General features: G+C 71.5%; 8 protein-coding genes. 5 read left to right on the top strand and 3 right to left on the bottom strand.

Annotated elements, in window-relative coordinates; all coding sequences use genetic code 11:
• The first annotated feature begins 145 nt into the window (after positions 1-145).
• Complete coding sequence (locus tag ABZ642_RS16985; protein WP_360483774.1) at positions 146-3445, top strand: S8 family serine peptidase; 3300 nt, start codon at positions 146-148, stop codon at positions 3443-3445.
• Between the two features lie 52 nt (positions 3446-3497).
• Here ABZ642_RS16985 and ABZ642_RS16980 read toward each other — a convergent pair whose 3' ends face one another.
• Both ABZ642_RS16980 and ABZ642_RS16975 read right to left on the bottom strand, forming a co-directional pair.
• Positions 3498-4316, bottom strand: a complete 819-nt coding sequence (locus ABZ642_RS16980; protein ID WP_360483771.1) for a hypothetical protein — start codon at positions 4314-4316, stop codon at positions 3498-3500.
• 2 nt (positions 4317-4318) lie between these two features.
• Positions 4319-4846: a sigma-70 family RNA polymerase sigma factor gene (locus ABZ642_RS16975; RefSeq protein WP_360483768.1), complete on the bottom strand. Its 528-nt coding sequence runs from the start codon at positions 4844-4846 to the stop codon at positions 4319-4321.
• Positions 4847-5144: 298 nt separating this feature from the next.
• On the opposite strand from ABZ642_RS16975, the gene ABZ642_RS16970 reads away from it, so the two are divergent.
• The 4 genes from ABZ642_RS16970 to ABZ642_RS16955 all read left to right on the top strand — a co-directional run bounded on the left by ABZ642_RS16970 (position 5145) and on the right by ABZ642_RS16955 (position 10652).
• Positions 5145-6164 (top strand): aspartate-semialdehyde dehydrogenase, encoded by a 1020-nt coding sequence (locus tag ABZ642_RS16970; protein ID WP_360483765.1) that lies wholly within the window; start codon positions 5145-5147, stop codon positions 6162-6164.
• A gap of 161 nt (positions 6165-6325) precedes the next feature.
• Entirely contained in the window at positions 6326-7114 is a 789-nt protein-coding gene (locus ABZ642_RS16965; RefSeq protein ID WP_360483762.1) for a glucose 1-dehydrogenase, read from the top strand.
• 100 nt (positions 7115-7214) lie between these two features.
• The gene (pepN, locus tag ABZ642_RS16960; protein WP_360483759.1) at positions 7215-9788 is read left to right on the top strand and encodes an aminopeptidase N; all 2574 of its coding nucleotides are present in this window, start codon (positions 7215-7217) and stop codon (positions 9786-9788) included.
• A 411-nt stretch (positions 9789-10199) separates the two neighbouring features.
• The gene (locus tag ABZ642_RS16955) at positions 10200-10652 is read left to right on the top strand and encodes a DUF5707 domain-containing protein (RefSeq protein WP_360483756.1); all 453 of its coding nucleotides are present in this window, start codon (positions 10200-10202) and stop codon (positions 10650-10652) included.
• Positions 10653-10678: 26 nt separating this feature from the next.
• Here ABZ642_RS16955 and ABZ642_RS16950 read toward each other — a convergent pair whose 3' ends face one another.
• On the bottom strand, positions 10679-12121 hold the full coding sequence (locus tag ABZ642_RS16950; protein WP_360483753.1) for an FAD-dependent monooxygenase: 1443 nt from the start codon (positions 12119-12121) through the stop codon (positions 10679-10681).
• Positions 12122-12181 lie beyond the last annotated feature (60 nt).

Genomic DNA, 12181 nt, shown 5'->3' with positions numbered 1-12181 from the left:
TAGGGGGTTTTCCCCATACGTTCATATCGATTCGGTCAACGTTCCCAAAAGACCGTTCCCTTGGGGAAAGCTGTGCGCCTACGTGCCGGTTCTTGACCAGGTTCCGGCCGCTCCATGCTCGTTCCTTTACCTACAAGGGATGCAGATGACCCTCAGCCCCCAGCACGACCCGATACCGGGCCACAGACGCATGGGCCGCATGGCCCTGGCCGTCGGTGTCGTGGCCGCGCTCTCCGCCGCCGGGCCGATACCCCTGGCCGCCGCCGCGACGCCGACCCCGGCCGCCACCGCCACCGCGGACGCCAAGTCGGCCCACGACAAGCTCGGTTCGGACGACGCCGAACTGCTCGCCGAGGCCAAGGCCGACGGCACCAAGAACGTCACGATGATGATCGCGACCGCACCGGGGCAGACCGCGCAGGTCGCCCGGGAGCTGGACGGCGTCAAGGGCGGCTCGGTGGGCCGTACGTACGACAAGCTCGGCTATGTCCGCGCCACCGTCCCCACCGGCCGGGCGGACTCGGCGATCGCCGCCGCCGCGAAGCTGTCCTCGGTGCAGGCGATCGACCTGCGCCAGGAGATCCAGCTCGACGACCCGGCGGTGTCGGACACCGCCAGGTCGGCCAAGGCCGCGAAGACCTATCCGGCGCCGGGGAAGAACACCCCCGCCGAGAACCCGTACAACCCCTCCTTCGAGACGGGCGCCGTCGACTTCGTCAAGGACCACCCGAAGGCGGACGGCCGGGGCATCACGATCGGCATCCTGGACTCCGGTGTCGACCTCGGCCACCCGGCGCTGCAGAAGACCACCACGGGCGAGCGGAAGATCGTCGACTGGGTGACCTCGACCGACCCGCTCGTCGACAGCGACCAGACCTGGCGGCCCATGGTCACGGCCGTGTCCGGGCCGAGCTTCAGCTACCAGGGCAGGACCTGGACGGCGCCCGCCGGGTCGTACCAGGTCAGCCTCTTCAAGGAGTCGTACACCACGGGCGGCGACGCGGCCGGTGACGCCAACCGGGACGGCGACACCACCGACAGTTGGGGCGTGCTCTACGACCCGGCGGCCGGCACGGTCACCGTCGACCTGAACAACAACGGCGACTTCTCCGACGACAAGCCGATGAAGCCGTACAAGGACGGTTACCAGGTCGGCTACTTCGGCACCGACAACCCGGCGACCGACGTCGTCGAGCGGCAGCCGTTCGTCGTGCAGATCCGCAAGGACGTCCCGATGGACCCGCTGGGCGGGGACTGGGTCGGCAAGACGGCCGACTTCGTCAACATCGGTGTCATCGAGTCCGAGCACGGCACCCACGTCGCCGGCATCACCGCCGCCAACGGCCTGTTCGGCGGCAAGATGAACGGCGCGGCTCCGGGCGCGAAGATCGTCTCCTCCCGGGCCTGCACCTGGACCGGCGGCTGCACCAACGTCGCGCTCACCGAGGGCATGATCGACCTGGTCGCCAACCGGGGCGTCGACATCGTCAACATGTCGATCGGCGGCCTCCCGGCGCTGAACGACGGCAACAACGCGCGCGCCGAGCTCTACACCCGGCTCATCGACACCTACGGCGTGCAGCTGGTGATCTCCGCGGGCAACTCGGGACCGGGCGCGAACACCATCGGTGACCCGGGACTCGCCGACAAGGTCATCTCGGTCGGCGCGGGCATCTCCAAGGACACCTGGGCCGCCAACTACGGCTCCCAGGTGACCACGAAGTACCAGCTGCTGCCCTTCTCCTCGCGCGGTCCGCGTGAGGACGGCGGCTTCACGCCGACGCTGGTCGCCCCCGGTGCCGCGATCAACACCACCCAGACCTGGCTGCCGGGCTCCCCGGTCGCCGAGGCGGGCTACTCGCTGCCGGCCGGCTACTCCATGCTCCAGGGCACCTCGATGGCCTCCCCGCAGGCCGCGGGAGCCTCCGCGCTGCTGCTGTCGGCGGCGAAGGAGAAGGGGATCGGCCTCTCCCCCGCCGACCTGCGCACGGCCCTCACCTCGACCGCCCACCACATCAAGGACGTGCAGGCGTACGAGGAGGGCGCGGGCCGCATCGACATCGTCGACGCGTGGGACGCCATCCGCGACCACGCCACCGCGCACGACTACACCGTCAAGGCCCCGGTCGACACCGCGATCGACTACGCGCTGAAGACCCCGGGCTTCGGCACCGGCCTCTACGACCGCGAGGGCGGCCTCAAGGCCGGGCAGAAGAAGACGTACGACGTCACCATCACCCGGACCTCCGGCGCGGACAAGGCGGTCCGGCACGAGCTGCACTTCGAGAACAACGCCGGGCACACCTTCAAGATCCTCGGCTCCGACGAGGTGAAGCTGCCGCTGAACCAGCCGGTGACGGTCGAGGTGCAGGCGCGGGCGAAGAGTTCGGGCATCAAGTCGGCGATCCTGGAGGTCGACGACCCGAAGACCGAGGGCGTGGACAAGCAGATCCTGACGACGGTCGTGGTGTCGGCACCCGTCCACTACACCTGGGCCGCGTCCGGTTCGGTGCAGCGCAACAGCTCCACGTCGTACTTCGTGACCGTGCCCGAGGGCGCCAAGGCGCTGGAGGTCGCGATCGGCGGGCTGGCCGCCAAGAGCCAGACGCGGTTCATCTCCATCCACCCGTACGGCGTCCCGGTCGAGGACACCGGCACCCCGTACTGCTACAACAACTACCTCGACGGCAACGGCTGCAAGCCGGACGTCCGTTCCTACGCCGACCCGCAGGCCGGGGTCTGGGAGATCGAGGTCGAGGCGCGCCGCACCTCGCCGCTGCTCGACAACCCCTACCGCCTGGACGCCACCGTGCTCGGCGCGGCCTTCGACCCGGAGACCGTGACCCTGCCCGAGGCCAAGGCCGGCGTCCCGGTCGACGCCTCCTGGAAGGTGACCAACGAGTTCGCCGCGCTCGACGGCAAGCTGGTCGGCGGCCCGCTCGGCTCCTCCAAGACGGCCCGTCCCTCGATCAAGGAGGGCGAGGTCCAGACCTCCACGGTGACCGTGCCGGCGGGTGCGCAGTCGCTGGACGTGGCCATCGGTGGCGTCTCCGACACGGCCGCCGACCTCGACCTGGCGGTGTACGACGCGTCCGGGAAGCAGGTCGGGCTGTCCGCCGACGGCGACTCGGAGGAGGCGGTGTCCATCGCCTCGCCGGCCGCCGGTACGTACACCGTCGAGGTCACCGGCTACTCGGTCCCGTCGGGCACCACCGACTACGACTACCGGGACGTGTTCTTCTCCGCCGCGCTCGGCACGGTCTCGGTCGACGGGTCGACGCCGGTCAAGCTCGGCACGGGTGCCTCGGCCACGGTGACCGGCCAGGTCACGGCAGCCACGGCGGCCCCCGAGGGACGTGAGTTCTTCGGCCGGGTCCAGCTGGTCAACGCCCACGGCACGGTCGCGGGCATCGGCAGCGTGAAGATCGAGAAGGTCACGCAGTAGCGGTGACAGCCGCGGTGCCGGGGCGGGCGTCCTGCGGGGCGCCCGCCCCTTCTCACTCCCGGCAGGTCAGGGTGCGCGACTCGGGCAGGTCGTGGACGATCCAGGACCGCTCCGGGGCGATCTCCGCCTCGCCGACCGCGTACCGGTCGGGCTCCTGCCGTCCCTCCGTGACGCCGACGAGGAGGCGGGCGCCGGTGCGGATCCGGGGGTCGGCGCCGGCCGCGAAGAGGACGTCGACCTCCGCACCGGTCTTCGCCGGTTTGTAGGCATGGGTCACCTTGAGGGTGACGCGTTCCCCGCCGCCCTGCGGCAGCCGGCGCACACCGGTCACCGTGCCCTCGACGACCAGCCGGGCGCAGGCCAGATAACGGGCGCCGCCCAAGGCCTCCTTGCCCGACGCACCCACCGACGCGCCGCCGGCCGCGCTGTCGGCGCTGCTGTCCGACGCCTTGCTGTCGACGCCGTTCGCCGTGAGCCAGCCGATACCGAACACCGCCGAGACGAACGCGGCGGCCAGGGCACCGACCAGACCGAGCGAGCGGACATGGGGGTGCTGCCAGGGGCGGGGGCGCGGCCGGGGCTTCGGCCGGGGCCGGGGTTCCGGGCGCGGCGGCTCGGCCAGGGCGTCCCCGATGCTCCCGAGCTGCGCACGCAACAGCGCCACGTCGGCGGCGGCGGCCCGGTGTTCGGCCATGAAGCCGGGGTCGGCCCGCTGCCCGTCGGAGAGCGGCTCGTCCAGGAGAACGGCGAGCAGGGCGTCGGCCTCGCCGGCAGCACCAGCGGGGATCCCGTCCTGCGCCTCGCTCCGGCCGTACCCGTCGTGGCCGTCGTCCCGGACCTCGCCGTCGTAGCCGTCGTGTTCGGCGGGCATGGTCACACCACCTCGTCCTCGTGCAGGCGGGCGCGCAGGGCGCGCACCGCCGTGTGCAGCCGGCTCTTGACCGTGCCCTCGGGGATGCCGAGCTCCTCGGCTATGCCGCGCACCGGCAGGTCGGCGTAGAAGCGCAGGACGAGGACCTGGCGCTGGGTGTCCGGCAGTTCGTCCAGGCCGCGGGCGACGGCGACGGAGAGCAGGCTGCTGTCCTCGCCGGGGGTGTGGTCGGGGACGCGGAGGGCGGCCAGGCGTTCGCCGAGGCGTTCCTGACGGCGCTTGGCGCGGTGCCAGTCCATGGCGAGGTTGGAGGCGACCACCGCCGCCCACGCCGAGACGTCCCGCGGGGCCTCCCGGCCGCTCGCGGCCCGCTCCAGCAGCCGCAGGCGGACCTGCTGTACCCCGTCCAGCAGGTCCGCCTGCGGTACGCCGCCCAGCGCGAGCACCGCCCGTACCCGGCGCTCCTGGTCCGCGTCCAGAGGATCACCGTGCTGGTCCCCCTGGGCCCGGCGGGCCTTTCTGCGCAGCACAACCCACCCCCCTCACCGCGTTTCCCCTACGACGCCGCGGCCCCCGGAAACGTTCGGACGGCTCCCGGAAATCTTTTCCGAGGCGTACGTCACACCGGCGCGCCACGCAGCACAGCTTGCGGCACGAAGGCCACGCGGAGGTATTTTCTGCAGCTCAGCGTGGGTACCGACGGGAGTTCCACAGGCCGTGAGGTCCGTTCGGCGGGCATGGCGGGCAAAGAATTGGACAGGCTGACCCGGGTCGGCCGCATGATGGAAAGGCCGTAGTCACACGTCACCGTATGCAGAGGGAGTCACCGTGAGGGTCGGAATCGTCGGAGCCACCGGTCAGGTCGGCACGGTCATGCGCAGGATCCTCACGGAGCGCGACTTCCCGGTCACCGAGCTGCGGCTGTTCGCCTCGGCCCGCTCCGCCGGGACCGTGCTGGACGGCGTGACCGTGGAGGACGCGGCGACCGCCGACTACACCGGCCTGGACATCGTGCTGTTCTCGGCGGGCGGGGCCACCTCGAAGGCGCTCGCGGAGAAGGTCGCCTCCCAGGGTGCCGTCGTGATCGACAACTCCTCCGCCTGGCGCAAGGACCCCGAGGTCCCGCTGGTCGTCTCCGAGGTGAACCCGCACGCGATCGCCGACCGCCCCAAGGGCATCATCGCCAACCCGAACTGCACCACGATGGCCGCGATGCCGGTCCTGAAGGTGCTGGACGCGGAGGCGGGCCTTCAGGCGCTGGTCGCCACCACCTACCAGGCGGTGTCCGGCTCCGGCCTGGCGGGCGTCGCGGAGCTGCACGGGCAGGTGCAGAAGGTCGCCGCCGACGCGGACAAGCTCACCCACGACGGCGCGGCGGTCGACTTCCCCGAGCCGCAGGTCTACAAGCGGCCCATCGCCTTCAACGTCCTCCCCTTCGCCGGCAACCTCGTCGACGACGGTCTGAACGAGACCGACGAGGAGCAGAAGCTGCGCCACGAGTCCCGCAAGATCCTGGAGCTTCCCGAGCTGAAGGTCTCCGGCACCTGCGTCCGCGTCCCGGTGTTCACCGGCCACTCCCTCCAGGTCAACGCCCGGTTCGCCCGCCCGATCAGCCCCGAGCGCGCCACCGAGCTGCTCGCGGACGCCCCGGGCGTCGAGCTCTCCGACATCCCGACCCCGCTGCAGGCGGCCGGCCAGGACCCGTCCTACGTCGGCCGGATCCGCCGCGACGAGACGGTGGACAACGGTCTCGCGCTGTTCGTCTCCAACGACAACCTCCGCAAGGGGGCCGCGCTGAACGCCGTGCAGATCGCGGAGCTGGTGGCGCAAGAGCTGTCGGCGAAGTAGGGGGGCCGGGCGCCTCAGGGGGTGCCGCGTTCTGCCGTCGGGCGGGTGCGGGTACGTGGGGGCTGATCGCGCCCACGCGGTGGAGCGCATATCGGCACAGCCCCGCGCCCCTTACGGGGCGCCGGTGATCACGTTCGTCGTCCAGGGGAGAGCCACCACACATGAGCAACACTCAGCCGTCGTGCGTCACGTCACGCGTCCTCGACGGCAAGGTCGTCATGATCACCGGGGCGTCCAGCGGGATCGGGGCGGCCGCCGCGCGGCTGTTCGCGCGGGAGGGTGCGGCCGTCGTGCTGACGGCCCGGCGCGCGGACCGGCTGCGGTCGCTGGCCGAGGAGATCGGCGCCGGCGGCGGCCGGGCCCTGGCCGTACCGGCGGACGTGGCCTCGGCCGAGGACGTCGAGCGGGTCGTCCGTACGGCCGTCGCCGGCTTCGGCCGACTGGACTGCGCCTTCAACAACGCCGGGTTCGGCACCGCCGGCACCGAGCTGCACGAGACCGGCCAGGACGTCTACGAGCAGACCATGGACGTCAACGTGCGCGGGGTCTGGAACTGCCTGCGCTTCCAGATCCCCGAGATGCTCGGCTCCGGCGGCGGCACGATCGTCAACACGTCGAGTGTCGCGGGGCAGCGGGCGACCGGGGCGTCGGCGGCCTACGTGGCCGCCAAGCACGCCGTCCTCGGGCTCACCCGGGCCGCCGCGGCCGAGTACGCGCAGCGCGGTATCCGCGTCAACGCGCTGGTGGTGGGCAGCACCCGCACCGAGATGATGGACCGGGCGGTACGGACGCTGCCGGAGCTGCGGGAGCGGTTCGAGGGCGAGACCCTGCAGAAGCGGATGGCCGGCCCGGCCGAGGTCGCCGAGGCCGCGCTGTGGCTGTGCAGCGACCGTTCCTCCTTCGTCACCGGCGCGGCGATGCCGGTCGACGGCGGCACGACCGCCGCCTGACGCCTCCCGTCCCGGGCGATCTCTGGGGTTTTCCCTCGTCGCCCGGGCCGGGCTGCCATGGAAGGATGGCGCAACCCACACATAACGAGGAGATGACCGCGTGCCTGGCACAAACCTGACTCGCGAAGAGGCACAGCAGCGGGCGAAGCTGCTCACCGTTGACTCGTACGAGATCGATCTCGACCTCTCCGGCGCGCAGGAGGGCGGTACCTACCGGTCCGTGACCACGGTGCGCTTCGACGTCGCCGAAGCAGGCGCCGCTTCCTTCATCGACCTGGTGGCCCCGGCGGTCCACGAGGTCACCCTGAACGGCGACCCGCTCGATGCCGCCGAGGTCTTCGAGGACTCCCGGATCGCGCTGCCGGGCCTGCTGGCGGGCCGTAACGTCCTGCGGGTCGTGGCCGACTGCGCGTACACCAACACGGGCGAGGGCCTGCACCGGTTCGTCGACCCGGTCGACGAGCAGGCCTATCTCTACACCCAGTTCGAGGTGCCGGACGCGCGTCGCGTGTTCGCCAGCTTCGAGCAGCCGGACCTCAAGGCGACCTTCCAGTTCACGGTGAAGGCGCCGAGCGGCTGGACCGTCATCTCCAACTCGCCGACGCCGGAGCCCAAGGACGACATCTGGGTCTTCGAGCCGACGCCGCGCATCTCGTCGTACATCACCGCGCTGATCGTCGGCCCGTACCACTCCGTGCACAGCGTGTACGAGAAGGACGGGCAGAGCGTGCCGCTCGGTATCTACTGCCGGCCCTCGCTCGCCGAGTTCCTGGACTCGGACGCGATCTTCGAGGTGACCCGGCAGGGCTTCGACTGGTTCCAGGAGAAGTTCGACTACGCGTACCCGTTCAAGAAGTACGACCAGCTGTTCGTGCCGGAGTTCAACGCGGGCGCGATGGAGAACGCGGGCGCGGTGACCATCCGCGACCAGTACGTCTTCCGGTCCAAGGTGACCGACGCGGCGTACGAGACGCGGGCCGAGACCATCCTGCACGAGCTGGCCCACATGTGGTTCGGCGACCTGGTCACCATGGAGTGGTGGAACGACCTGTGGCTGAACGAGTCGTTCGCCACCTACACCTCCATCGCCTGCCAGGCGTACGCGCCCGGCTCGCGCTGGCCGCACTCGTGGACGACGTTCGCCAACTCCATGAAGACCTGGGCGTACCGGCAGGACCAGCTGCCCTCCACGCACCCGATCATGGCCGAGATCCGCGACCTGGACGACGTCCTCGTCAACTTCGACGGCATCACCTACGCCAAGGGCGCGTCCGTCCTGAAGCAGCTCGTCGCCTACGTCGGCATGGACGAGTTCTTCACGGGCGTGCAGGCGTACTTCAAGCGGCACGCGTTCGGCAACACGCGCCTGTCCGACCTGCTGGGCGCCCTGGAGGAGACCTCCGGGCGTGATCTGAGCACCTGGTCGCAGAAGTGGCTGCAGACCGCCGGGATCAACATCCTGCGCCCGGACGTCGAGACCGACGCGAACGGTGTCGTCACCTCCTTCGCGATCCGCCAGGAGGCCCCGGCGCTGCCCGCCGGCGCCAAGGGCGAGCCGATCCTGCGCCCGCACCGGATCGCGATCGGCCTGTACGACCTGGACGAGACGAGCGGCAAGCTGGTCCGCACCGACCGCATCGAGCTGGACGTGGACGGCGAGCTGACCGCCGTACCGCAGCTGGCCGGCCGCCGCCGTCCGGCGGTGTTCCTGCTCAACGACGACGACCTGTCGTACGCGAAGGTCCGCCTGGACGAGCAGTCTCTGCAGTTCGTGACGGAGCACCTGGGCGACTTCGAGTCCTCCCTGCCCCGCGCGCTGTGCTGGGCGTCGGCCTGGGACATGACCCGCGACGCCGAACTGCCCGCCCGCGCGTACCTGTCCCTGGTGCTGGCCGGCATCGGCAAGGAGTCCGACATCGGTGTCGTGCAGTCCCTGCACCGCCAGGTGAAGCTCGCCGTCGAGCTGTACGCCGACCCGACCGCCCGCGAGGCCCTGCTCACCCGCTGGACCGACGCCACCCTCGCGCATCTGCGGTCGGCCGCCCCGGCGAGCGACCACCAGCTGGCCTGGGCCCGCGCGTTCGCGGCGACCGCCCGTACCCCGGAGCAGCTGGACCTCCTGGACAGCCTGCTGGAGGGCACCCACACGATCGAGGGCCTGGCCGTCGACACCGACCTGCGCTGGGCGTTCGTGGAGCGGCTGGCGGCGGTCGGCCGGTTCGACGAGGCGGAGATCGCGGGCGAGTACGAGCGGGACAAGACGGCCGCCGGCGAGCGCCACGCGGCCACCGCCCGGGCCGCCCGGCCGACCGAGGAGGCGAAGGCCGAGGCGTGGGCGTCGGTCATCGAATCCGACAAGCTGCCGAACGCCGTGCAGGAGGCGGTGATCGGCGGCTTCGTCCAGACCGACCAGCGTGAGCTGCTGGCGCCGTACACCGACCGGTACTTCGAGGTCCTGAAGTCGGTGTGGGACACCCGCTCCCACGAGATCGCCCAGCAGATCGCGATCGGCCTCTACCCGGCCCTCCAGGTCTCCGAGGAGACCGTCACCAAGACGGACACCTGGCTGGCCGCGGCCCAGCCGAACGCGGCCCTGGCCCGGCTCGTCTCGGAGTCCCGCGCGGGCGTCGAGCGCGCCCTGCGGGCCCAGGCGGCGGACGCGGCGGCCGAGTAGCCGACGGTACGACGAAGGGGGCGCCCGGGGCCGATGCCCCGGACGCCCCCTTCCTCATGCGCACAGCCGTAGGGCGAGCCCTCGTGCGCACAGCCGTAGGGCGGGTCCCCGGTCAGGTGCCGTTGGCGTTGCTGTCCCCTGTGGTTTCCTTCTTGTCCAACGGGCGGATCTCGATCTTGGTCGGCATTTCAACTCCCCTTTTCAACAAGGATGTTGAGCGTCCCCATGGGAACTCCCGCCGCAGCGGCTGTCAAGAGATCCGACCAGGCGCCTACTCCCCATCACCCAGGCGGAGTTGAGTACCCGTGCTCACGCCCGGGGTTCCCGTGGGTTGCGAGCATCGGTGCAACGGCGCGGCACGGAGCGCCGGTTCGTCCAGTCGAGGCACTCCTCAGTCACGGAGAAACCGTCATGTCCCGTCGTATCGCTCTGTCCATCGCCGCCGGTGTCGTCGTCCTCGGAGGCGCCGGCGCCTTCGCCCTCGCCTACGCGGGGGACCAGCCGCCCGCCTTCGCGCACAGCACCGCCCGCTACACCGCGCCCGACGGCGGCCGGGACGGTTCGGTCACCTTCTCCACCGAGGTCACCGCGTCCTCCGGGGTGAAGAGCCTCAAGGTGCTGGCCTGGCCGGAGAAGTCCCGGTTCGCGAAGGAGCCGCCGACCGCCAAGGACATGGCCGAGGTGGAGTCGGCGACCTGCGCGCCGGCCAAGGCAGACACGGCGCGGTGCGTGTACAGGGCCGCGGTGTCCGCCGCCGACGCCGCGTCGGCCCCGCACGGCACCTGGCACTTCGCCGTACTCGCCACCGCCGAGGACGGCCGTACCACCCTGGACACCAAGGTCACCGACTTCACCGTCGGCTGAGCCGGTCCGCCGCCGATGGCGTCCGTTCAGCCGACATGCGCGGCCAGCGCCGACCCGATGTCCGCGGCCCGGGCGTCCTCCGCCGCCCAGGCCGCGTACCCGTCGGGCCGCACCAGCAGCGTCGTACCGCGGTCGCTCGCCCAGTGCGCCACCGCCAGCCGGTCCGCGCGCCCCTCGCCCGCGTCGTACGCACCCGGGGTCACCAGCACGAACCGGCCGCCGCGCAGGGCCTCGTAGAGCCGGCCGCCGCCGGCCAGGGCGAGGTCGGGAACGCGCGCGCCGGTGAGGGGATGGGCGCCCCTCGGGGCCGGATACCTGTATCCGACGCCGGTGATCTGGCCCATGATCCTGGCGCGGACGGGGGCCAGCCGGTCGAGGGCGGTCACGAGCACGGAACGCACCGGCAGCTGCCAGCCCTTGGCCATCGCCAGGCGGACGATGGCTCCACTGCTGCGCAGCACCGACCTGCCGACCGGGTGCCGTTCGGCCTGGTAGGTGTCGAGCAGGTCGGGGGTGGCGTGGCCGTGCAGCACGGCGGCGAGCTTCCAGCTCAGGTTGGCCGCGTCCTGCAGACCGGTGTTCATTCCCTGGCCGCCGGCCGGGGTGTGCACATGCGCCGCGTCGCCGGCCAGGAAGACCCGGCCCACCCGGTAGCCGGGGGCCTGCCGCTCGTCGCTGTGGAAGCGGGACATCCAGCGGGCCTCGCGCATCCCGTAGTCGCGGCCCAGGGCCAGCCGGGTGATCTCCCTGACCTCGTCGAGGTCGACCGGCTCGTGGTCGGGGACGTCGCGGCCGCGGTGCCAGCAGATGACACGGTGGTAGCCGTCGCCGAAGGGCGCGAGGAAGGCGAACGCGTCGCCGACCGCGGCGGCCGTGATCAGCGTCTCGGGCTTCTCGTCGAGCAGCACGTCGGCGAGGACGACGGACCGGATGGCCGACCTCCCCGGGAACGGCAGCCCGATCGCCTCCCGCACGGCACTGCGCATCCCGTCGGTGCCGACGACGTACCCGGCGCGCAGGTCCGCGGCGCCCTTGACGTGCACGGTGACGCCGTCGGCGTCCTGCGTCAGCCCGGTCACCTCGGACTCGTGGCGGAAGTCGACACCCGCCTCCACCGCACGGCGCTCCAGTACCTTCTCCACCTCGTACTGCGGGATCACCAGCACATGCCGGAAGCGGGAGGGGAGGCCGCCGAGGTCGAGGGTGAGCCCGTCGAAGAGGTTGAGCCGGGCGAGCGGCTTGCCGACGGCCTCCAGTTCGTCGGCGACGGCGCGGGCGTCGAGCTGCTCCAGGGCGCGGGCGTGCAGGACGAAGGCGCGGGAGAGGTTGCTGATCCGGTGGGGCCGCTTCTCCAGGAGGGTGACCGGGACGCCGGCGACGGCGAGGTCACCGGCCAGGAGCAGGCCGGTGGGACCGGAGCCGACGACGATCACGCGGGAGGTTTCGGGGGCGGCGGTCGGGCCGTTCATGGGGGCCTCCTCTGGATGCCTTCACTCGTTGGCCAACGACTGTTGATCAACAGGAGCCGG

The organism is Streptomyces sp. NPDC007157, from assembly GCF_040634235.1.
Lineage (GTDB): Bacteria > Actinomycetota > Actinomycetes > Streptomycetales > Streptomycetaceae > Streptomyces.
This window is presented reverse-complemented; position numbering and strand designations above follow the sequence as displayed.